Genomic DNA, 22,946 nt, shown 5'->3' on the forward strand with positions numbered 1-22,946 from the left:
TTTAAATCGGCAGAACTCCAGTTGGCCTGTTGGTCCCGAAAAATTGCGCGGTCGCGGCTGGTATTCACCGTGCCGCACCGTCCAGCTCATCGAACGGGGGAAGCATGAGCGCGGCCCTCGCTTTGTAATCTGGACGTTCTTCGCGAACCGTCGAATCGACTTGCGCTTCCCGCCGATCGGGTGCGCCTCCCGGAGGCGCGCAGAGTTTTTGGCGCTTCATCGCCTTGCCGATGTTGGAGGTGAACCCGTCACGCTCCCGCGCCGTGGCGGTATCGACCTGGCTCGATCAGGCGATGTGATCGGGCTGGATTGTTGCCGGTGAGCATTTGCGACGATTTGCTTGCCGCCGCACTGAGCTACGCCGAACGCGGGTGGCCGGTTTTTCCGTGTGATCCTCGTACAAAGCGGCCGCTATTGCCTCGCGACAGGGACGCGGATGGCACGCCCATAAAAAACTCCGGCGGCGTCAAAAAGGCTTCAACGGACGAGGCGCAAATTCGGCAGTGGTGGCGGAAGTGGCCGCGCGCAATGATCGGTATAGCGGTCGGCGCGGCTGGCTTGCTGGTGATCGACTTTGATCCACGAACCGATGATATTGTTGACGACGCGACCGGCGAAATCATTGGACAGGAGGTCTGGACGCTCGATCGCTTGAAGGCAGCGCTAGCCGCAGTCACCGACGGCGATCTGCCTGATACGCTGATTGGCATCACCCGTTCGGGTGGCGAACATCACTGGTTCAAAATGCCGGCCGGCACGCCGATCGGCAACCCCGGCAGCCTACCGAGACACATCGATGTCCGCGGCGATGGCGGATACGTCATCGTTTCCCCCAGCCACTTCGACGGCGACGCTGACAACGCGCCGGGTGATTATCGATGGCTATCGGACGCCGACGCCTCCCGAATCGCCGAACTGCCGATGGCCGTGGTGGAATTGCTCCGCGCGAAGCCCGGCTCTACTCGCGCCGATCCTTCGCAGGCTAGCATGACCACGACATCGTTCGCGGTCGATGTCGATGAAGCGCATCGCCGGTACGCGCTCAACGCGCTCGATCGCGAGATATCAGAGCTGGCGGCAACCCCTAAGGGTGGCGGCCGACATAACGGCCGCAACCAAGGGGCTTACCATGCGGCGTTCAATCTGGGGCAGTTCGTAGGCGCTGGCGCGCTCTCCGAAACGATCGTCCGGATGTCGCTGCTGGAGGTAGTAAGGGGTTTCGATCCATCTGCCTATCAGTCCCACGCCACTGCGATCGATAACGGCATCGAAAACGGGCGAGCCAAGCCGCGCGACCTATCCTTGATTGGCGCGTCTGCGCGCCGATCGACACACCAGCTCACGCGCCCGCATGATGCGGATCGCCCCTTCGCGCCGATCGATAGCCACGATAGCCACCCGGCCGCGCAAGCGGGGCGCGCGGTTTCCCACCGTAAACGCGGCGATGATCAATCCTCCCGAGATGGGAAGGTAAGCGACGCTGCTGCGCTGAGTGTGGCGGATCGGACGCGGGTCATCAACATCACCGAATCGTGGTTCGTGCGACAGCTCGCCGGGTTCGACGGCACGATCGAGGCCGCAACGGCGCTTGCCTTTGCCATCGGCCGGCGTAGCGCGGCAGGGCTGATGGATCTCTCGGCCGCATCTGGAAAGCTGGCGGCTGCGGCGACAGATATTCCCGGCGCCGACGACGAAATTCAGCGTTCCATTACCGCCGGCGGGCAACGCGGGTTCGATATCACACCCATTCTCGTGACGCTGGCATGTTCGAGATACCCACTTACCGATTTCGGCATCGCAGAGCGGTTCCGCGAACGGTTCGGTGCCAATTACCGTTTCACGACTGCGAAGGGCTGGCTGGGCTGGGACGGCCGTCGATGGAAGGTTCTCGATCAAGAGGAGAAAACGCCGCCAGCTGAAGTGATCGCAGCTGTCTTCGAGACCATTCGCATGATCCAGGCGGAGGCTAAGGCGATCGCCGGCACGGGCGTGCGTCACGATCTCGATACCGAACGCAAGGTGATATCTCCCGATGTGAAGGATGCGCACGCGCTCGACCGGTGGAGCCACAAGGGCAAATCGTTTGAGTTGTTCTCTGAGACAGTGCGCAATTTCGGCCGGCGGTCGGAAACGACGGGCAAACCCGAGAGCGTGGCGAAGCTGGCGCGCCGCTGGCTGACGGTGCCGATCGAGGATTTCGATCGCGATCCGCTGGCGATCGGCGTCCTGAACGGCACACTTCGGTTCGATCATGGGCGTCACGCGGACGGCACCGGTTGGGCTAGCGTGGAACTCTCGGACCATCGTCGCGAGGATTACAATACGAAGCTTGCGCCGATCGTCTACGACCCGGCCGCCACCGCCCCGCTGTACGACTCGATGCTGGAATGGGCGCAGCCGGACCCGGTCATGCGTAGATACCTCCACCAAGTGGGCGGCTATGGTGCGACGGGCCTAACCGGCGAACACAAGCTCTGGTACAATTACGGGCGCGGCCGAAACGGTAAATCAACCACGATTGATGCGTGGTGTCACGCGCTGGGCGACTATGCGGCTACAACGCTGATCGAGACGTTCCTCGACCAGGGCATCAAGAAGCGTGGCGATCAAGCGTCACCGGATCTCGCCCGGCTTGGCGGTGTGCGCATGCTGCGCGCGTCCGAACCAGATCGGGATGCCAAGCTCAACGCAGCCCTCATCAAGTTCGTCACCGGCGGCGAGCCGATCCCGACGCGCGCCCTACATCGCGGTTTCTTCGAACTATTACCGCGCTTCAAGCTGATCATGAGCGGCAACAGCAAACCGGGCATCCCGGATACCGATGACGGTATCTGGAGCCGGATGAAGCTCATCTCATGGCTGAAGAACATCGACCTCGAATTCCACGATGATGGCACGCCCAAAAAGGATCCGCAGCTCCTCGACAAGATCAAGAGCCGCGAAGCCTCAGGCGTCTTCATGCGCTTGGTTGATGGCCTCCTCGACTATCTCAAGCATGGGTTGATCGAGCCGGCAACGGTGACAGCGGACACTCAGGCGTACCGCGACGCCAGCGACCCGCTCGCCCGTTTCCTGCGTGAGTGCGTGGTTCCCGACGACCAGAGCAGCGTCCAGTCCTCGATCCTTCATGGCGTCTTCGTCGCATGGGCCAAGGCGGCAGGCGAGCGTGAGTGGTCCAACAAGGGCTTCTCCGGTGCGATGACAGACAAGGGATACCGAAAGCACAAGTCGAACGGGATGCACTGGCTGGACCTTCGGCTGGTCCGTGCCGCTTCCGACTTCGTGGATGATGAGGGGCGCGTGCGCGTCCTCGGAGAGGCCCTGCCCACCGCCGCGCCGGCTCCGTCCCCCAGACCCCCGCCGGATTGGGATGATGATGGTCCGCTCTAATCCTCCCGTGCTGGGAAGGAAGTGGGAAGGTTTTGGGAAGCAGAAACGGGAGTTTTCTGCGGGTTTGGGAGGGTTGGAACGGTTTTGGCGATGTTCCGTACATCATGCGCATGCAGGCAGGCGCATGCACAGGACAACATATTCAATAACCCTTCCAACCCTCCCAAACCTCCCATGGAAAGAAACTAAGTTATTAGGAACTAAGGATATGCCTAAAAACCGGGTCGGGAGGATCGAGGCTTTTGGTGGGAAGGTTGCGGGAGGATCGTTACCGGTGGCTCGGTCTCGACTTCAACCCGCACCGTCGAGCCGGAACGCAGATGCTGGCGCGGTCGCCAGCGCGTGCGTCGGCGGGCGCGACCGCCAGCCCCCCGGGGGGGGTCAAATCTGGGACGAGGGTCCAGACCTAGACCACCTGTACCCGCACGCAGGGACTTTTTTCTCGGTACGCGGATTTTCGGGGGTCGCCTCGGCCAAATCGGCTGCCGTAGCGGCCTCAGAATGCCTCTCTGGACGTGAGATTGCTTCGGAAGGTCTGACGGCCATCCCGCGCATCACCGGGCATCGTGGGGCTGCCAACCGGCTAGGTGAGATGCGGCCGACCTTTGGCGGCTCGCGGCCTCAATTGAAGCGAATAAATTCTCTGACCGCTTCGGTGCGCCGATGAACCTCGGGACGCTCGATGACCTGGGCCGGATCGGCGACATGCCGAGCGTTCCATCGATCCGCCGGCTGATCGCGGCGCGGAAGGACTTTCCCGTGATCCAGCGCGGGCAGTACGGCAAGCCGTACATTCTCGATCTCGATGCCGCTGCCGCATTCATTCGAGAACATTGGCGCGACGGCCGGAACGAACGCCGGCTGCGCCGCCTCGCGGAAAAGCAAGCGGCTGTTATACCGTCGAAGCAACATGTTTTGCCGGGTCTGTTCGATCTTTCGGACGTGCCCGCAACGTGATGGATGCCGGCCGCCTCGACGTGCCTGGCGTGCGCCCAACGGTCGGCGATCTACGCCGCGCTCGCGACGTGCTTGCGTCTGCCGGCGAGGCGTCTGTCGCGACTGTGGCCGAGGCGATCGGCGCGATCCTCAACGGGCTGGACCCTGTTACCGCTCTGGGGCTGAAAGCCACGGCCGGACAGCGATCGGCTTTGACTGTGGATCGGATCGCCAGCCGTAATCAGCTCTTGCGCAGCATGGCGCGCCGCCACTTCGCCGAGATGTGCCCCAGCGCTCAAGCGCGTGAGATCGCCGCTGTTGCCAATACATACTGGCGGCGCGCCGCGCGAGCAGACGCGACGCTTGAGGAAATGCCAAGCAGCTATGTCGGGATGCCGCGCGAGTTCCTGTTTCATATCGCCCGCCTGCCGACGACCATCCCCAGCGAGCGGACCATCCGCCTAGTGTTGGCATCATGAAACGGAAATCCGCTGGCAGCGGAAGGACGCTTTTCGCTGCCACCATGATCCCCGAAACCACGGCCACTGAATGCGCCGCAACGCACCGAAAGAGGAAACCATGACGCTCTCCAAAGCATCGCAAGCCGAAAACACCGTCCGCGCCGACGATTGGGAGGATGCTGACGAACCGTGGACCCTCCGCGCCCTGAAACGGGGTGAGCGCGAAACTTTGCTACGTTGGTCAAAGTACCGCTTACCTAACGTCACGCCGCTCGCAAGTTTCGCGGATTATGCCGCAGCGGCGGAAAAGCGTGCCGACATTGCTCGTGCGCGGAGCGTGAGTGAGACCGAACTCAGAAAAGCCGTTACCGAAATTGCGCGCGGTATCGCGGCGCGACAGGAAGATCAGACGGCTAAACAGGCGCAGGCCATTTTAGACGGGCGCGCCAATGAGGCATTCGAAGGATTCGAAGAGCTGAAGAGTCAGCAGGCGCGCCTATCACAACAGTTGAAGGTCTATGGCGTCGCACTGCGAACACAGGAGGGAGTCGTTGCCGAGATCAGATCGGAGCGCTCGATAGACGCGGCCGATGCTATGCGCCCTGCGCACCAAGCGGCCGTGGCCGATATCGCTGTCGCTGTCGCGCAACTGCGGGAGGCTTTCGACCGAGAAGAGGCAGCGCGAACGCTGGTGACAAAAGCTGGGTACGATGCCCGCCTCCCGAGTTTTTCCCCCGGCACGGCCATGCGGCAGGGTGGCCAGCTCGATGAAATTGAACGCCGCGCCCGCGAGTATACCCGGTGAGCTGGCGGGCCGGCATCCATGGCTACGTGGCCCGCTGGGGTGTCGTCACTGGACCGATCGGCCGGCCGAATGCGCCGCATCTTTCGCGGCCTGCACGCTTCGAGCGAAACTGTTTCACCTACGACGCCGCCAGCATCGAAATCTGGTTTATGCATCGCAGGGCACAGTCGTACGGAGCCGGTGAGTCTCTCGATCTGCGCATCTGGCCTGATGCTTACGGGCTTGCGTTCGCCTTCAGGCCGCCCGCCAGCGCTCACAGTCTCGTGTGTGGAGTCGCGGACGGACGGTACGCACAATGCTCCGCTGGGTTCGCGATCGAGGCGAATACGGTCGTGAGCCAAGGCGGGGTAGTTTTCGATAGTATTTCGAGGGCAGCGCTGAGCGAGATCAGCATCTGTCCGCGCGGAGCATGTCCTGGCACCGCGTGCTGGCACGCAGCCAACGTGCCGCACGGGTTGCCGGCGCACGCGGCGGCGGTGTTGCCCCATTGGCTGGGCGGCCGTGTCGGGTTGGCGGCGTGATCGCGGATTTCACCGCGCAGACCCAATGGGCCATGCACCCTATGTTCCTCGACGCGATGCTGAAGCGCGCGGCGATTGAGACGCTCTTGCCCGAGACGTTGATGCGGCTCGCGGCCGGCTTTTCGGGAGGGAAGGATGCGGCGAAGCCAGCTCAGCCGGTACGGGACGGCGCATTGTTCGTCCTCCCGGTGGTCGGAGTGCTTGCACCGCAAGGGATGTATGCCGGCGGCACGTCCTATGAGACGATCGCGAACGGCGTGCGCGAGGCGGCTGCCGATAGCCGGATCGGCACGATCATACTTCATGTGCGCAGCCCCGGAGGCACAGTATGGGGCTGTGCCGAGGCGGCCGACGCCATATTTGCCGCGCGAGCGATCAAGCCGGTAATCGCGGTCGCCAGCCCCTTTAGCTTTTCGGCGGCATACTGGCTCTCAACTCAGGCATCGAAATTCTACGTAACCAAATCGGGAGAGGTTGGATCGGTTGGTGTTCGATCGGGCCACACGGATATGTCCGGTTTCGAGCGCCTGTTGGGAATGACAACAACGCTGATCGGCTCCCATCCGGACAAGATCGCGGCGCATCCCCATGCGCCGTTGTCGGACGAGGATCGCAGCGAGATCCAGTTCGGTGTCGATGAATCTAATCGCAGCTTCATGCGCGCGATTGCGCGCGGCCGGGGGATGAAGCTTGGCGACGTCGCCATGGTGCATGGCACTGGCAGAACTTTCTCCGCGCGACGTGCGCTAAGTCGGGGCGCGATCGACGGCATCGCCACGCTGCGCGACGTGATCGGGCACCACGTGTCGCCGCAAGGTCGGCTCGGACTTATGCGGAGGCAGGCCGCTATCGCGGAAATGGCCGCCTCGATCTGACGGGGCCGCTGGCAACGGAACGTTACTTTTCGCTGCCAGTCGAACCGGCCACATCCATCTTCGAAGATGGAGAAAACGATGCGTAAGGCCAATACGATGACTGCCGCCCGGCGAGCAACACGGTCTCAGGCGGCGACATTCGCTACGAACTATGCCCCGCTCGACAACGACGGTTTCGCGAGCCTTGGCGAGTTTGCGCAGGCCGTTCGTTTTGCCAATCCGTCAGCCGGAGATCGCTTCCGCTTTGACACTCGCCTTGCGGTGCCGGCCAATGTCCACATGGAAACGGGCGACGCCGCCGGCAGCTTCCTCGTCCCGGCCGAGTTCCGCCAACAGATCGTCAACCTGGTGTTTTCGGACGGCTCCGATCCGGTGATGGATATGATCGTGCCCGAGGTTACGGCGTCCAACCGCGTCGTCGGCCTCGGCGACGAAACGACCCCTTGGGGCAACAGCGGCGTCCGGGCGCAATGGCGCTCGGAGGGCGAGCAGATGCTGCCAAGCCGCATGGCACTGACGCCGCGAGAAGTGAAGCTCGGCGAGCTTTATGCCTTGGTGCTGGTGACGGAAGAATTGCTGGAAGATGCGCCGCGCATCGCCAACTTGCTGACGACGCATGCCGCTGCCGCCATCCGCTGGAAAGCAGCCGACGCCTTTATGTACGGCGACGGCATCGAAAAGCCGCTTGGGTGGATGAACTCGCCCGCTACGGTCATGATCTCGAAAGATGCGAACCAGATCGCGGCGACGATCACGGCGACCAACGTATCCCAGATGTGGGCGCGAATGATCAATCCGACGAATGCAAGCTGGCTTATAAACAGCGACGCCCTGCCGGCATTGATGGACATGAAGAACAGTGCTGGCTTGCCAGTGTGGCAGGGCAATTATCAGGAAGGCCCGGCCGGAACGCTGCTTGGCCGGCCGGTTTTCACCACCGAGCATTCGCGATCGGTGGGGCAGTACGGCGATATCCAGTTCGTAAATCCGAAGGGCTATGAGGCGTTTCGCAAGCTGAATGGCGTCAGCTTCGCGGACTCGATCCACCTGTATTTCGACTACAACATTCGGGCCTTCCGCTGGGTATTTCGGGTCGGCGGCCAGCCGATCCTGTCGAAGCCCGTCACGCCTGCGAATGGCGGCAGCGTGAAGTCCTATTTCGTGACGCTGGCGGAGCGCGCGTAACCTCGGCCGTGCCGAGATCCATGCATCTTCAGGAGTAAAAGACAGTGCAGGACGGTGAAGGCGGCGCAGAACTTTCGGTAGGTTTCACGATCGACGCCGACGGCGCGTTTGGGCAAATACAAACGCTCGACGACGTGATCGGCACGGCTGCGGCGAACGCCGTTCGCGAATGGCAGCGCGTACAGGCCGTCATGGGCGGCGGCCTGAAACTCGCCAGCTCGATGGCTGAAATGACCGCCTATGGCAACGCCTCAACGCGCGCCGCGCTCGATACCGCCAAAGCCCAAGCGGCAGCGGAAAGGGCCGGTGACGGCATGGTCCGGCAGTTGCAGCGTCAGATCGACACCTTCGGCAAAACGTCGAGCGAGATCCGCAACATGAACGCCGAATTGAAAGCCACGGCGGCGGACTCGTCCGGCCTCACCGTACTTGCGGCCGACATCCGAAAGCTCAACGGAGAACTGAACCGCCTGGAAGCCGGTGGCGGCCGTGCAGAGGGCAGCGTTCGCAAGACAGGCGGCGCGATGGCCGCGCTCGCGCCTCAGGCGCAGGACGCGTTCACGCAGGTTTCGATGGGCACGAACGTCCTATCCGTGCTGGCGATCCAAGGCGGGCAGGCAGCGGGCCAGATGGTCTACCTTGAAGGGGCCGCAGGTTCGTTTGGCCGGTTCATGATGGGGCCGTGGGGGATCGCGCTCACCGGCGCGACACTCGTCGCGGCTGCGCTCACCAAAGGCATGTTCGACGGCGCGGACGCGGCGAAAACCAAGGAGAAGGCGGCGAAAGACTTGGCCGACGCGGTTGATAAGCTGGCGTCCAGCACCGCTGCTGCGACTACGACGGAATGGGAATCGCAGCGCGCCACGCTCGCCTCGGCCGCAGCATATCGGCAACAGGCGCTCGATGCTCGCGCGTTGACTGTCGAGAAGATCGGCCTTGCCCGCGCCGATCTGGCTGCCGCGCTGGCTGCGAGCGCGAAGCCGGACCCGTCGCGTGGGCAGGATGGCGGGATCGACTTCGACCTGGTGCAGGCGGGGCAGATCCAGAACCAGATCAAGACGCTCGATGCGTCTCTCGCGGTGCAGCAGAAGCAGTTAGAGCGCACGACGGTTTCATTCCGCGAAGCTCAAGCCGTTTACATCGGCGCGAACATCGCCGGCCGGCTCGACAAGGAAACCGGCCTCACCCGCGAATATCAGAAACAGCTTTCCGGGCTGAACGTCGAGTTTCGCCGAACCGGCGACGTCGATGCTTATGCAGCGGCACGGCTCAAGCTCGAAAAGACGTATGCCGGCGAGCGTGACGCGCTGAAGGAGTCGGAGAAGGCGCAGCGCTCCGCTGCCGGCGCACACCACGGCCTGACGGACGCGCAGCGGGAGGCCGCGAGCGAGGCGAAGAAAGCTCAGGGGGTGTACGACGCCTCGGTAAAGACCGCGACGGAATTTGCCGATGCACAGAGGAAGACGGCGGACACGCTCGGCCTGTCGGCGGAACAGTTGCGCGCCTATGCCGACGCGGCCGCGATCGCCAAGGCTCCGACCGATGCCCTGAAACAGGCCATCCGGGACGCGGCAGCGGCACGCGAGGCCGCGTACAGCGCCAAGGCTGCGACGGATTTCCAAGCCAACGTCATGAAGCCTCTACAGGACGAATTGGCGCTGTACGGCCTTGTCGGCCCGGCCCGCGCCGCCGCCGCGCTGGAACTGGAAAAGGAGACGTTCATCACCAAGAACGGTGCCGACGCGTGGCGTGAGTATCACGCGGCGAAGGCGAACCTGATCGGGAAGGACGCGGCGGCGGCGGCCGAGGCTTCGCAGATCGCGCAGATGCGCGACGAGATGGATAAGCTGGTCGATGCGGCGCACCGGGCCGGGGACGCGCTGGCGAACGCCTTCGGGCGGGTTGGCGGTGCGATCGGCGGCGCGCTGGGCGTGCTGGCCGAGTATTCGAAGGCGCAAAAGGCGATCGGGGCCGATACGAAACTTTCCGCCGAGCAGAAACGCGTTGCGATGACAAAGCTCCAGATCGAAGCGACCGGGGATCTGATCGGTCAGACGAAGAACCTCTTCAAGGAACACAGCACCGCCTACAAGGCGATGGCGGCGGCCGAACAAGTCTATAGGGTCGCCCAATTCGCCATGTCGGTGCAGGCGATGGCGCAAAACGTCGCCGAAACGCTGGGTTTCGTGGCCAATTCGACGGCGAAGCAGGTCGCGGCCGGGACGGAGGGCATCGCCAATCAATCGAAGTTGACCTTCCCATACAATCTCGTCGCCATGGCCGCGACCGGCGCGGCGCTGGTCGCTGCGGGCATCTCGGTGTTCGGCGGCAGCGGCGGCGGCGCTGCGTCGGCACCAGTCTCTAACAAGGGAACGGGCACCGTCCTGGGGGACGGCTCCGCACAGTCGGAATCGATCAAGAACGCGATCGATGCGCTGGGTAAGGTGGATACGCTGATGCTCAGTTCCTCGCGCCAAATGGCCGCATATCTGAAGTCGATCGACAGCCAGATCGGCGGCGTGGCGGCGGTGCTGGTGCGATCGGGCGATGTGGGCGCGGGAACGGTGCAGGCATCGAAGCCGAGCGGCATCCTCGGAAGCCTGTTCGGCTCTCGCATCGACGTAAACGCCAGCGGCCTTTACGCTGCCGCGCAATCGCTGGAACAGGTGCTGAGCGGCGGCCTCAACACGCAGGCCTATTCCGACATCACGAAGGTGTCGAAGTTCCTCGGCATCGTCACGAGCAAGAAAACCTCCACGACGTTCGGCGCGGCCGACCCGGCTGTTGGCGAACAGTTCACGCTCATCCTTCGATCGTTCAATGACGCCATCAAGGCGGCGGCGGGTCCGCTCGGGGAATCGACGGCGGCGATCCAAGCCAAGCTCAACGGCTTCGTCGTGAACATCGGCAAGGTCGATTTGCAGGGCCTCACCGGCGCGGAGATCCAGAGCAAGCTTACGGCGGTGTTCAGCGCGGCGGCCGACCAGATGGCGAACACCGCCTTCCCCGGCATGCAGCAATTCCAGAAAGTGGGCGAGGGCGCGTTCGAAACACTGGTCCGCGTGTCGTCTACGGTTGAAGCCGTGACTTCCGCGTTGGATCAGCTCGCCAGCGCCGGGCCGCAATTGAGTATCGCGGCCAAGGTCGGGCTGGCGGACCAATTCGAATCCATCTCGGATTTCACCAGCGCCGTCGGTGCCTATTTCGAGGGGTATTACACGCAGGCCGAGCAGGCGGCGGCAAAGACCGCCCAATTCGGTAAGGTGTTCGATAGCCTCGGCCTGGCGATGCCCACGACCCTCGCCGGCTTCCGGGCGCTGGTGGAGGCGCAGAACCTCGCTACGGCGGCGGGACAGGCCACCTATGCCACCCTCCTACAACTCGCCCCGGCCTTCGCCGACCTGCAATCTTCACTTGAAGGCGCGAAGAGCGCGGCCGACATCGCCAGCGAGCGAACGGACCTGCAACGCCAGTTGCTCGAATTGCAGGGCAACACGGCCGAACTGCGAGCGCTGGAACTGGCGAAGCTCGATCCAAGCAATCGCGCGCTGCAAGAGCAGATCAACGCCATAAAGGATGCGCAGGACGCCGCGAAGGCGGCGGACGATCTGCGGAAGGCGTGGCAGACGGTCGGAGATACGATCATGGCCGAGGTGAACCGTATCCGAGGGATCACCGGCACCGCGCAGGGCGGCGGGTTCGCGCAGCTTCAGGGTCAGTTCAACGCGGCCACCACAGCAGCGCGCGGCGGCGATCAGGATGCGGCCAAGCTGCTTCCCGGCTTGTCGCAATCGTTGCTGACGGCGGCGCAAGCGGCGGCCACGAGCCGACAGGAACTTGCTCGCGTCCAAGCGCAGACGGCCGCCAGCTTGGAGGCCACATACGGTGTCGTGAGTGCGCTCACCATGGCTAGCACGTCAGCGACGGCCACGACGACGGCGGATGCGGCGGCAGCGGCCGGTGGCGCGACGACAGGCACCGCTGATCGGACGGCCAGCCTTGAGGCGGCGGTCGAACGGCTGACGGATGAAGTGAAGCAGCTGCGATCGGAGAACATGGCGACCCAGAGCGCGATCGTCGGCAACACCGGGAAAATTGCGCGGAAGCTCGACGATGTAACGATGGAGAGCGGCGGCACGGCCATCTCGACGACGCTCGCGGCATGACGACGATCAAGGGCCGCGATGCCGTCCGCCGCTATTTGCTTGAGCAGACGCCGAAGCGGTTGAAGACGCTAATGCGCGGCGCGGCGAAAGCGGGTGCAACAGTAATCGCCGAAGAGGCGAAACAGCGCTCGATATCGCACGTTGTCGATGAAGCGATCACTATCAAGGTTCCTCGATCGGACGGCATCACGGCTACCGCTAAAGTGACCATCGAAGGCCGTTGGGCGAATTCGCTCGCGCTCTGGCTGGAATACGGCACCTCACCGCATTTTATCATGGTCGATGAAAGCCAGCGCGCCGGTCGAAGTGTTAAGGGGATCAATAAGACGGGCGGCCTGGTGATTGGCGGCAAGTTCGTCGGCGACACGGTGCACCATCCGGGCGCGCGCCCTCACCCGTTCTTGCGGCCGGCGCTGGACTTGAAAGAGGCCGAAGCCATCGCGGCCGCTCAAGCGTACATTGATGGTAAGCGCGGTGGCAGCGCCGACGATTGATGCTCCGGCCAAGCCATCAGGCGGTGGGCTTGCGGACAGAAGCAATACGCACATGCACGCTACCCTCACCGTGCGGTTTGCAGCCCAATGTAGAAAACAGTTCCTTGCCGTCGCGGCGCAACGGGGTCGCTGACAGCATATCGCGCTGTATCGCTGCGCATCGCGCGATCTGGGCAAGATCGGGTTGAGGAAAACCGACCCCGACAGCCAGCGCGCCAAGACCAAACAGGATAGCCGAAGCCCATCCCGCTAGCGGTCCCGCTCGCCCCAGAGCGGCGACTTTGTCCGGCATCGTGTCGGCGAATTCGGCGTGCTCTTCGTTATAGTCGCCTGTCACCGACACGACTGTCGATCGCGCCAGAGCCTCGCCTATGAAGACTCCGCCGAGCCGATTAGCCCTTTGATTGAACACTCCGACCAGAAGCGCGCAGAACGCGCCGGCTACAAAAAACAGTCCCGCCGTCTTGGGATATTCGAGACGGTCGATAGCGTTGAATATCGCAAGCGCTCCGGCGCCATTTACAGCGAGCAGCGACGCCGAAAGCCATCGCCCGATGGCCGAATGCTCTTCTAGGAGCGCCTTCTGGGTTTCCATCAACGCATCGCGCGTCATCTGTGCGAGCGCGCGCATCGTGGCTGCGGTAAGATCCTCGGGGACAGTGTCCGACATGACTTACGGCCTCGCTGGCGCGGCGTGAACGCTGCCTTCACCTTGGGGACGGCATCCAAGCGCTTGAAACAAATCCGGGCCGTCGTTTCGGTGAGGACGTGCAGACAGCATGTCCCTCTGAATCGCCAAGCATCGTCTATCGTTCGCCCAGCTTGCATGATCGGCTTTGGAAACCTGCCAGCTAAGTTTCACGGCGGCTATAGTCAGAAATATTAAAGAGCTTCCCAGAATAAGGTTTACGAGCCAGCGTCGATTTGGTGCCATCGCTCCATTAACAGCAACGATCGCTAACCCAAAAAAAATGCCAGCCCCGGATAGCTCCGTTGGATCTGCAAAGCGCGCCTCCCACTGTCCCATTGAGGCGAAAATCACAGCTGCAATTCCGAAAGCCCAAAAGGTATCGCGTATAAATTCGTGAGGCTTCTCCATGCTTCATCCCCGGTAAGTGGCGGTGTCACACACGACGAGCCGTTCACGCTGCTGACGAGTCGTCTACGGCGAGGCTTGTTACAAGCCTCTGACGTTATCGGCGAAACGCTCGCTGAGAATTGCGCGGATGGCTTCAGGTCGCGAGGGCGTAGGATTTTGAGTAGCTATCCAGGCATCGAGCGCCGCTAGTTGAGCCGGTTGTAGCCGCACCATGACAGGGAGAGCATCGGTACGCGGACGCCCTCGCTTGGATTTTCCAATATCATCTATTGCGCTGTTCACGAATAAACGATATTGCAAAAGGCGAACCGAAGCAAGGAGGCAACCTCGCTTCGGTCCTAACTCATCGCACGGAGGTAACCCGATGCCACAAGCTACCTGCGCTCATAGCGCTCCCGCGTCCTGTACGTCACCGGGAAAAATCCCGAATAATTCCGCCCTGTTGCCGACACGACGCGGCTTGATAGCCGGGGGTGCCTTGGCGTCCGCCGCGATCGTCCTGCGCCGCACGTCGTGGCATGATCATTTCGATCCGGAAACATGGCTCCTCCGTTGGCACCGTCTCGGCAACGCCGTCGCTTGGGACGTGAGCGGGCAACCGATGCTCTGCATGAATATGTTGGGCGACGAGGATGCCAGTACAAAGTTGCGCGGCGAACTCGATTGGGGTGGCAACAGAAACCTGCTTCGGCGCTGGATGGCCGCGCATCGCCCCGTGAGCGCTTTCGGCCAGATCGGAGCGCGGGCATGAGCGTGATGATGCCGACGAGGCGAATGATGATCGGTGCCGTCGCCAGCGCAGCGATTGTGAGCGGGCTTCCGGTTGCTGCCGAAACCTCGGGGGTGCCATCTTCCCGCTGGGACGATCTACTGAGCCGCTGGCAAGAGGCAGTACGGGAAGCGGAAGAATATCGGGCGGGCGCTTACCAGCCCTCCTGGGACAGGATCGAAGAGCAATGTGGCCCCTGTCCGGGCACTTCGTTCTCATCGACCGCGCGGAACGGGCATACAGTGACAATCAGGATGAAGCACGCGGACTTCGACGAGTGGCGCGAGAGTTTCGTGTGGGGCCGAGAAGCCGCACCGGTTTGCGATACCTTTGATCGATGGATCGCCTCGCGAACCGCCGCTGAAGCTCGGCCGGCACACAGAGCTATTTCCGATCGCATGCACTTCCTTTGGGAGGCCGTTGATCGAGCAGAAGAGGCGCTCATGTCTTTCTCCGCGCCCCATGCCTCGGCGCTGGCCGTCAAAGTAGGGATCGCGCTGGAAGGCGGCATGACCGACGAGGATATTCGTAGCGATCATCGGGCCGCATTGTTGGCTGACGTCGCCGCTATCGCAGGGCAATCGAATGTGAGTCCCTGAGGCAATACAGCGCTTCGCCGGATAAATTTACGACTTCTCCAATCGCTCATTGACCCCACGATAAAACGGGCGCATTAGGTCATGACGCTTGCGCATAAGGACCATAGACTCATGTGGCAGATACCTGAAGATGTCCCGCTTTTTACGATGGCGACCGTCTCTCGCGCCGCTGACGTAGCGCCGCCGACCATCCGCGCTTGGTTTCAGCGAAAGCATGTTCGACTCAAGGATGGTGACAGCAAGGCACACATCAACGGGCTGCCGAACAAGTTCACGTTGCGGAGCGTCCTGATGCTCGCCGTTACGAGCGAGCTGGTCCGGCTGGGAAGCCTGCCAGCCGAAGCGTTCAAATGTGCGGAGCATTGGATGGGCAACGGAACGGTCGATGGACAGGTTGGTGCGGCAGCGCGTCGTGACGCCGGCGGTCTCTTTGCAGATCCATTCATGACCTATCTTGTCGTTGGAGTGGACACAGCGGTCGAGGCTTCAAGGCCATGCCGGATTGAGGGGATCAATCCTCACGACCCTGCTGCCCACTCCGCGTTTTTCAACGCGCTCTTTTTCCGGGGTCGATCGAGCGCGAAGATCGTGTTGCTGAACATGGTCGATCGTCGTGTTCGGCAAGTCTGCCAGGAGGCCGTATTGGGGGAAGGCGCACCGCCCGAACCGGATTGGGAAGCGGTCGCAGCCGAACTTATCGCTCCTGAGTGATGGTGCCGAAATGACAAAGAGAACGATGTCCCCCAGCAAAGCCGATGTCGCCCGCGCAGTGAGCGGCGCGATCGAGGGTGGTGTGCAGATCGGCCAAGTCAGCGTCCTTCGGGACGGAAGCATAGTGATCGTTCCGAAGGGGATGGTCGAACCTGCGATACTCGATGACGAGATCGACGCCAAACTAGCGGCGTTTGCGCGCTAATGACGAAAAAGCGCCTCCTCTATGTGACTGGCTTCACCGATCGGCACGGCAAGCGCAGATGGCGTTTCCGTCGCAAAGGCTATCCGCCCTACTCATTCAAGTCGCCTCACGGGACGAAGGAATTCGAGCGCGAATACGCGGCCTGCCTGAACGCCGAGCAAGCCCCCGTCATGTTGCGGGCGTCTATTCCGGGTAGCATCAATGACGTTATCGCCCGCTATTACAGCGACAATTCGTTTCTCGATCTGCGCCCTTCTACGCAAGGCGTGTACCGAGGGGTTTTAGAGCGCTTTCGGGACGCTTTCGGCGACGACTCGATCAAGGTGTTCGACGCCGAGCGCATCGCCCGTCTGATGACCGCCATGCGGCATAAACCGCATGCAGCTGCCCGGCTTCGGAAATTGCTTGCGCAGCTGCTACGGATCGCGCGCCGGGCGAAGCTGGTCCCGGTTGGCTTCGATCCGATCAAGGATACCAAGGCACCAAAGGCCGAGAGCGGCGGATATCACAGCTGGACCGAAGATGAGCTGACAGCTTTCGAGAACCACTTTGCCGTTGGCACCAAGCCTCGCTTGGCCTTCGATCTCCTTCTCTACGGCGCGCAGCGAAGTGGTGACGTTCGGCTCATGACGCCGGCGATGATCGCTGGCGGACGGATTAGGCTTGAGCAGAACAAGACCACTAACTCGGTCGATATACCGATCGTCGCACCGCTTCAGGCATCATTAGACAAAGGCCCGGTTGGCCAATTCACGCTGATCGAGACGAAAGATGGCGAGCCATTCACCGAGAAGGGCTTCTACGGGATGATGAAAAAAGCCTGCGTCAAGGCCGGCATTCCCCATTGCTCCCCGCACGGCCTGCGCAAGGCGGCTGCGAGGCGGTGCAAAGAGGCGGGTTGCACCAACGAGGAAGGAATGACGATCACCGGGCACAAGAGCGAAAAAGAGTATCTTTATTACGCCGGATCGAACGCGCGGCCGGAAGTCGCAGACGCCGCCATGGGCAAAGTAATGGCTAACCGATCCCTGAGGTTAGCCAGCGCATCTGCGCAACATACTGAAAAGAGGGCACAATGACCCCATTCGCTGGATGCCCCGTGAGGATTCGAACCTCAATAGGCGGTATCAGAAACCGCAGTCTTACCATTAGACGACGGGGCATCAGCGGGGGTGCGAGATAGGCGGCGCGCCTGAAGGTGTCAACACGCGTGAGAAGCGCACGTGAAGCGGCCGCATAGGCGGCATGCTTGCCGCTGGCCTGCGGTTACGCTACTTATGGATTCAAGCACCGGACGGGACGCACCTTGCGGCCCCGCGACGGCAGAACAGAATTGCGAGTACACACGGCATGGGGGATCAGTCGCCCAGAATGCCGTACCGGCAGGGATCGCCCCATGGCCCCCCTGCCCGTCCGGCGCCGGTTTCCGGCAAGGCCCCTGCGTTCGGCAAGGAGGGCGACCGCCCACGCGGGCGCTGGCCGTCGGCACCGCATTATGCCGCGCTCGATCTCGGCACCAACAATTGCCGCCTGCTGATCGCCCGTCCGCAGGCCGACGGGTTCGCGGTGGTCGATGCCTTTTCGCGCATCGTGCGATTGGGCGAGGGGCTGGCCGCGACCGGACGGCTGAGCGACGCGGCGATCGAACGCACGCTGGCCGCGCTCAAGATCTGCGCCGAGAAGCTGAAGCGCCGCAACGTCACCTTGTCGCGATCGGTGGCGACCGAGGCGTGCCGCCGCGCAAGCAACGGGGCGGACTTCATCGCCCGCGCGCTCGCCGAGACCGGCATTCATCTCGACATCATTTCCGCCGAGGAGGAAGCGCGCCTCGCCGTGCTCGGCTGCCATGCGCTGATCGAGCCGGGCGAGGACCCCGCCCTGATCTTCGACATCGGCGGCGGATCGACCGAATTGGTGCTGGTCGACACCAGCACGCCGGTGCCGCGGGTGCTCGACTGGCACAGCGCGCCCTGGGGCGTCGTCTCGCTGACCGAGCATATCGGCTATGCGCAGGATCGTGCCGGGCGGCTCGATGCCTATGCGCGGATGCGCGCCATCGTCGCCGACAGCTTCGCCGGGTTCGCCGCCCGCCTGCCGCGCGGGATCGCCCGGCCACGCCTGCTGGGAACGAGCGGCACCGTCACCACGCTCGCCAGCGTGCATCTGGAATTGTCGCATTACGATCGCAGCCAGGTCGACGGGCTGATCGTACCGGCGGCGTCGATGCGGCGGATCAGCCGCGATCTGTCCGGCATGGATCTGGCCGAGCGCGCGACTTTGCCGTGCATCGGCACCGAGCGCGCCGATCTGGTCGTGGCGGGCTGCGCGATTCTGGAGACGATCATGGATCTGTGGCCGGCCGAGCGGCTGGGCGTGGCGGATCGCGGCATTCGGGAGGGAATCCTGCGGCGTCTGATGAACAGGGAAAGATTGTGAGTAGAGGCGCATGAGCAAGGACGGGGGCGGTCTCCGGGTCCGGGTGAAGACGGCGCGCAAGCGGACGGCGCAATCGACGCGCTGGCTGGAGCGGCAGTTGAACGACCCGTATGTCCGCCGCGCCAAGGCCGACGGATATCGCAGCCGCGCAGCGTACAAGCTGATCGAACTCGACGAGCGCTTCGGCTTCCTGAAGGGCAAGAAGCGCGTGATCGATCTCGGCCTCGCGCCCGGCGGGTGGAGCCAGGTCGTGCGGCGGCAGGCGGCGAAGGCGGCGGTGGTCGGGATCGATCTGCTACCGGTCGATCCGATCGACGGCGTGACGATCCTGCTGATGGATTTCATGAATGACGCCGCGCCCGATACGCTGATCGCCGAACTGGGCGGCGCGCCCGATCTCGTCCTGTCGGACATGGCGGCGAACACCGTCGGCCATCCGCAGACCGACGCGCTGCGCACGCTGGGGCTGGTCGAGGCGGCACTGGCGTTCGCGGTGGAGGTGCTGGAACCGGGCGGCGCGTTCGTCGCCAAGGTGTTCGCGGGCGGCGCGGATTCGGAACTGGTGGCGGAGATGAAGCGCAACTTCGCGACGGTGAAGCATGCGAAGCCGCCGGCGAGCCGGAAGGGGTCGGTGGAGTGGTTCGTGGTGGCGCAGGGGTTCAAGGGCCGGCGAGCCGATTAGCGAAGCTAATCGGCGTCTCGCGCCAGCGAGCGCCGAGCCTCGGCCGGCGGGGCGCAGCACCCGACCGACGGCGCGGCTTTGCCGCGACGGGGCTCATGCGACTTTCCCCGCGCCGTGAACGGTAAGGCGCACTCGGAAATTTTAGTAGTTCCTACCCGTAGCGGACATCAAGTGGTCTGCTACTGTAGGATTTGGAGGTGCCTGGTGAGTCTGTATCGGAGCTTCCGCCTTTGGACCGATGAGATGCAGGCTGGCTACTCATCGGGAAAACTGGTCTACGGGATCGGCACGTTGCCGATGTTCGCGACCCCGATCATCGGAAGGTGGTGGCTGGTGCCCTCTCTCATGTTCGCTGTGGGCTGGTTTGCATTCTTGCTTTGGCGGTTTTGAGTGATGGCCAAAACAGGTCTCATAGACGGCGACCTGTCGGTTTTTCGTGATGCCGATGCCGATGTGATTAAATGTAGAGACGATCAGACCGCGAATGATCGCTAACGCCGTTCGGCTCGAACGGGATTGCAAAACACCTCAGCATTAAGATACATTGTATCCTAAGAGGTGCAGCCAATGAGGATATTTCGAGCGTTTGGGCTGCTGGCGTTGGCTGCAATTTTGACCTCCGTCGCACCGTCGCCTTCCTGTGCCGATAGCTGGATGTTGCCGACGACCACGACTTACACCTCTTGTGGCGGCCATGCCCGCATCACGGTTCGCCCGCGCGATCTTCAGAGCCAGCTTGGTTATCTCGACGACAAGGTGAAAAATGTTGCCCCCGCTGGACAGAAGAAAGGCGGATCGCCGGTCTCGCGCGCGCGACTAGAACGATTGGTGGGCAGGCGCTGGCAAGTAGCCTGGGAACATCCAATCGCGAACGACGTGGCTCCAGTGTTGGCGCTCGTTCGAGACGATGGCGAATATGCCGTCACATTCGATGACTGGCATGGCACCGGCTACGGGCCTAACGCTGCCGTAATCTACGGTGCCGGGGGCAAGTTGGTTCGTGCACTCGCCCTATCCGATGTCGTGCCATCCGACTATATCAAGGCATTGCCCCATTCCGTTAGTTCTATCCACTGGCGTAGCGTTCCGCGCTTCTCATCTGACGGTCAGAAGGTCATCGTTCCCGTCGTGATCCCGGGCAAGAACTTTGTTTCGAATACTGCCACGATCGATCTTGCGGTCGATCTCGTTGACGGAAGGGTATCGCCAGTCAATCCGGGCGCTTGGGATGCTGCGCAGGCAACGGCCCGCAAGGTTCTCGCTGCACAGGTCGCTTACGAGGCATCCGCAAAGGCTGCGTTTCTTGCTCCGCTATTAGGCCCGAAAGCGAATGCCGAACGTGAGTGGCACGGCTATCTGCGCGAAGCCGTCGGTCGGCTGATTGGTGACGATGAAACGCCCTCCACCACCGTCCTCCGTCTGCCTGGAGCCGATGATTATGCCGTGTCGGAGACATGGGTCCACGACGCGCTGACCGAAAGCTATGCGGATAAAGTTGCGCTGGCATCACTTTCGGAACCCAACCTCGTAGCTGTGCTGAAAAAGGTGATTTCGAAGCTGCCGGGTCGGTCCCTTTCGAAAGTGACGGCTTTCATCGCGGTGTCCGACCAGAACTGGCCAGAAGTGGCGGCAGTGATGCAGCGCTCTGGCGCAAAGATCGTCCAACTCGATCCACTTACGGCCATTCCCCAGCGTCCCGAGCGCATAGCCCGGCGTTACGGTCCTGACGGCACTTAGATCGACCTGAGAAAACGGTAGCTTAGCGGGCAGCGCGCGGAAGCCGCCTGTCGGATCTCCACCCTCAAAAGACATTGCCCAACTGCCCCACGCACGAAAAAGCCCGCGAGGATCACCTCGCGGGCTTTTTCGTTTTGGGCGGCGCCGCGCCGAAGCCACGTCGTCGGTCGGGCTATGCCCGCCGGCCGGCATTCGGCTGATCCTCGTTTAACGCGATGCGTTAGTCTCGGGCCTCATGCTCAGCCCTCGTAATCAGCACCCAAATTCTGGTTCCGCGGCGGCGCGGCGGCGGTCAGGCGCAGCGCCTCGGCCGAGGCGGCCAGGCTGCCGACGGCATCGGCCTCGTCCTCGTCGTCGATCTGCACGCGCTGCAGGCCGGAAATCACCGCCTCCTCGAGATGCGGCGGCTTGACCGTCTGTTCGGCGATCTCGCGCAGCGCGACGACCGGGTTCTTGTCGCGATCGCGATCGATCGTCAGGTCGGCGCCGCCGGAAATCTGGCGGGCGCGCTGGGCGGCCAGCAGGACCAGATCGAAGCGGTTGGGGATCTTGTCGACGCAATCTTCGACGGTGACGCGCGCCATGAATGGCTTCCTTCGTGAACGGACAATAGGTGAAGCGCCGCGATCTAGGCCGCGAGGCCGCCGGAGTCAAGAAATCCGGCTTGCGCGGCCGCGCCCGCGCCGCCACAGCCGGGCGATGGCCGAACCGCCCCCGCAGCCGAGCTTCCTGGTCGATGGCGATCGGCTGACCATGATCGATACCGGGCCGCGCCGGTTGGCCGCGCTGATCGCGCTGATCGACGGCGCGAAATGCTCGCTGCGCATCCTCTATTACATCTATGTCGACGACGAATCCGGCGTGAAGGTGCGCCAGGCGATGATCGATGCGGCGCTGCGCGGCGTGACCGTGGCGGTGATCGTCGACGGAATGGGCAGCGCGCCGGCCGCGGCGCAGGATTTCTTCGCCCCCCTCGTCGCGGCGGGCGCGTCGGTGTGCCGGTTCGAGCCCAGGCTCGGACGGCGGTACCTGCTGCGCAACCACCAGAAGCTGGCGCTGGCCGATGGCGAGACCGCCGATGCCCGCGCGATCATCGGCGGGTTCAACATCCAGGACTCGTATTTCGGCACGCCGGCCGAGCAGGCCTGGCGCGATCTGGGCCTGTCGATCGAGGGGCCGTCGGCGGCGGCGCTCGGCGGCTATTTCGATACGCTGGCCAAGTGGATCCGCACCCCCAAGGCGCCGATCCGCGCGCTGCGCCGGTTGCTCGCGCAGTGGAGCCAAAACGAGGGGCAGACGCGCTGGCTGCTCGGCGGGCCGACCCGGCACCTGAGCCCCTGGGCACGCGCGGTGAAGAACGATCTGCGCAAGGCGCATCGCTTCGATCTGATCGCTGGCTATTTCGCGCCGAACCCGGCCATGCTGCGGCGGCTCGACCGGATCGGCAAGCGCGGACGGGTGCGGATCGTGCTGCCTTCGACGAACGATCATCCGGCGGCGATCTGGGCCGCGCGCTTCACCTATGCCGGGCTGCTGCGCAAGAAGGTGCGGATCTACGAATATCTGCCGACCAAGCTGCACACCAAGCTCTTCGTGATCGATTCGGTGGCGTATGTGGGGTCGGCGAATTTCGACATCCGCTCGATGTTCCTCAATCTGGAAATCATGCTGCGGATCGAGGACACGGCGTTCGCCGACCACGCTCGCGCCTATGTCGAGGGGGAGATCGCTCAGTCGGAACTGATCACCAAGGCGCTGTACAAGGCGCGCACGACGCCGTGGCGGCGCGTGAAGCAGGCAGCCGCCTATTTCGTGATCACGGTGCTGGATTATAACGTGACCAAGCGGCTCAATTTCGGTCGCGAGCGGCTTTAG

20 protein-coding genes and 1 tRNA gene are annotated in these 22,946 nt (G+C 62.9%); 17 read left to right on the plus strand and 4 right to left on the minus strand.

The window, feature by feature from the left end; all coding sequences use genetic code 11:
- Positions 1-318: 318 nt before the first annotated feature.
- Positions 319-3,390: a phage/plasmid primase, P4 family gene (locus tag ASG11_RS01465; protein ID WP_236697480.1), complete on the plus strand. Its 3,072-nt coding sequence runs from the start codon at positions 319-321 to the stop codon at positions 3,388-3,390.
- A 621-nt stretch (positions 3,391-4,011) separates the two neighbouring features.
- Here the strand turns inward: ASG11_RS01465 and ASG11_RS18540 are convergent.
- Positions 4,012-4,275: a hypothetical protein gene (locus ASG11_RS18540; RefSeq protein WP_156363606.1), complete on the minus strand. Its 264-nt coding sequence runs from the start codon at positions 4,273-4,275 to the stop codon at positions 4,012-4,014.
- Between the two features lie 68 nt (positions 4,276-4,343).
- Between ASG11_RS18540 and ASG11_RS01475 the strand changes: the two genes are divergently transcribed.
- The 7 genes from ASG11_RS01475 (at position 4,344) to ASG11_RS01505 (ending at position 12,833) form a co-directional block, all read left to right on the plus strand.
- Positions 4,344-4,805 (plus strand): hypothetical protein, encoded by a 462-nt coding sequence (locus ASG11_RS01475; protein WP_156363607.1) that lies wholly within the window; start codon positions 4,344-4,346, stop codon positions 4,803-4,805.
- A 100-nt stretch (positions 4,806-4,905) separates the two neighbouring features.
- Positions 4,906-5,592, plus strand: coding sequence for a hypothetical protein (locus ASG11_RS01480; protein WP_156363608.1), 687 nt, complete (start codon positions 4,906-4,908; stop codon positions 5,590-5,592).
- Between the two features lie 26 nt (positions 5,593-5,618).
- The gene (locus tag ASG11_RS19435) at positions 5,619-6,113 is read left to right on the plus strand and encodes an HK97 family phage prohead protease (protein ID WP_443024468.1); all 495 of its coding nucleotides are present in this window, start codon (positions 5,619-5,621) and stop codon (positions 6,111-6,113) included.
- 41 nt (positions 6,114-6,154) lie between these two features.
- Positions 6,155-6,988 carry a S49 family peptidase gene (locus ASG11_RS01490; RefSeq protein ID WP_236697342.1) on the plus strand — a complete coding sequence of 278 codons (834 nt, stop codon included), beginning with the start codon at positions 6,155-6,157 and terminating at the stop codon, positions 6,986-6,988.
- A 78-nt stretch (positions 6,989-7,066) separates the two neighbouring features.
- Entirely contained in the window at positions 7,067-8,173 is a 1,107-nt protein-coding gene (locus ASG11_RS01495; protein ID WP_236697343.1) for a phage major capsid protein, read from the plus strand.
- A gap of 44 nt (positions 8,174-8,217) precedes the next feature.
- On the plus strand, positions 8,218-12,339 hold the full coding sequence (locus ASG11_RS01500; RefSeq protein ID WP_055774264.1) for a hypothetical protein: 4,122 nt from the start codon (positions 8,218-8,220) through the stop codon (positions 12,337-12,339).
- Positions 12,336-12,833 carry a hypothetical protein gene (locus tag ASG11_RS01505; protein ID WP_055774267.1) on the plus strand — a complete coding sequence of 166 codons (498 nt, stop codon included), beginning with the start codon at positions 12,336-12,338 and terminating at the stop codon, positions 12,831-12,833. Before ASG11_RS01500 ends, ASG11_RS01505 begins: the two co-directional genes overlap by 4 nt.
- Positions 12,834-12,849: 16 nt before the next feature.
- Here the strand turns inward: ASG11_RS01505 and ASG11_RS01510 are convergent, their stop codons facing one another.
- Positions 12,850-13,503, minus strand: a complete 654-nt coding sequence (locus tag ASG11_RS01510; RefSeq protein WP_055774270.1) for a hypothetical protein — start codon at positions 13,501-13,503, stop codon at positions 12,850-12,852.
- A gap of 907 nt (positions 13,504-14,410) precedes the next feature.
- Here ASG11_RS01510 and ASG11_RS01515 point away from each other — a divergent pair.
- The 5 genes from ASG11_RS01515 (at position 14,411) to ASG11_RS01535 (ending at position 17,295) form a co-directional block, all read left to right on the plus strand.
- Positions 14,411-14,683: a hypothetical protein gene (locus ASG11_RS01515; protein ID WP_055774272.1), complete on the plus strand. Its 273-nt coding sequence runs from the start codon at positions 14,411-14,413 to the stop codon at positions 14,681-14,683.
- Positions 14,680-15,300 (plus strand): hypothetical protein, encoded by a 621-nt coding sequence (locus ASG11_RS01520; RefSeq protein ID WP_055774274.1) that lies wholly within the window; start codon positions 14,680-14,682, stop codon positions 15,298-15,300. Before ASG11_RS01515 ends, ASG11_RS01520 begins: the two co-directional genes overlap by 4 nt.
- A 111-nt stretch (positions 15,301-15,411) precedes the next feature.
- On the plus strand, positions 15,412-16,011 hold the full coding sequence (locus tag ASG11_RS01525) for a hypothetical protein (RefSeq protein ID WP_156363609.1): 600 nt from the start codon (positions 15,412-15,414) through the stop codon (positions 16,009-16,011).
- A 10-nt stretch (positions 16,012-16,021) separates the two neighbouring features.
- The gene (locus ASG11_RS19125) at positions 16,022-16,216 is read left to right on the plus strand and encodes a hypothetical protein (protein ID WP_055774282.1); all 195 of its coding nucleotides are present in this window, start codon (positions 16,022-16,024) and stop codon (positions 16,214-16,216) included.
- Entirely contained in the window at positions 16,216-17,295 is a 1,080-nt protein-coding gene (locus ASG11_RS01535; protein ID WP_055774284.1) for a tyrosine-type recombinase/integrase, read from the plus strand. Before ASG11_RS19125 ends, ASG11_RS01535 begins: the two co-directional genes overlap by 1 nt.
- Before the next feature lie 10 nt (positions 17,296-17,305).
- On the opposite strand, the gene ASG11_RS01540 is transcribed toward ASG11_RS01535, so the two are convergent.
- Positions 17,306-17,379, minus strand: a tRNA-Gln gene (locus tag ASG11_RS01540).
- A 208-nt stretch (positions 17,380-17,587) separates the two neighbouring features.
- On the opposite strand from ASG11_RS01540, the gene ASG11_RS01545 reads away from it, so the two are divergent.
- The 3 genes from ASG11_RS01545 (at position 17,588) to ASG11_RS01560 (ending at position 21,071) form a co-directional block, all read left to right on the plus strand.
- Positions 17,588-18,652, plus strand: coding sequence for a Ppx/GppA phosphatase family protein (locus ASG11_RS01545; protein ID WP_055774286.1), 1,065 nt, complete (start codon positions 17,588-17,590; stop codon positions 18,650-18,652).
- Between the two features lie 10 nt (positions 18,653-18,662).
- Positions 18,663-19,334: an RlmE family RNA methyltransferase gene (locus ASG11_RS01550; protein WP_055774288.1), complete on the plus strand. Its 672-nt coding sequence runs from the start codon at positions 18,663-18,665 to the stop codon at positions 19,332-19,334.
- 567 nt (positions 19,335-19,901) lie between these two features.
- The gene (locus tag ASG11_RS01560) at positions 19,902-21,071 is read left to right on the plus strand and encodes a hypothetical protein (RefSeq protein WP_156363610.1); all 1,170 of its coding nucleotides are present in this window, start codon (positions 19,902-19,904) and stop codon (positions 21,069-21,071) included.
- A gap of 239 nt (positions 21,072-21,310) precedes the next feature.
- Here ASG11_RS01560 and rpoZ read toward each other — a convergent pair whose 3' ends face one another.
- A complete protein-coding gene (gene rpoZ / locus ASG11_RS01565) occupies positions 21,311-21,655 on the minus strand; it encodes a DNA-directed RNA polymerase subunit omega (RefSeq protein WP_055774295.1) in 345 nt (114 codons plus the stop codon).
- Positions 21,656-21,770: 115 nt separating this feature from the next.
- Here rpoZ and ASG11_RS01570 point away from each other — a divergent pair, with 115 nt between their 5' ends.
- Complete coding sequence (locus ASG11_RS01570; RefSeq protein WP_055774298.1) at positions 21,771-22,946, plus strand: phospholipase D-like domain-containing protein; 1,176 nt, start codon at positions 21,771-21,773, stop codon at positions 22,944-22,946.

This window comes from Sphingomonas sp. Leaf357 (assembly GCF_001423845.1).
Classification (GTDB): domain Bacteria; phylum Pseudomonadota; class Alphaproteobacteria; order Sphingomonadales; family Sphingomonadaceae; genus Sphingomonas.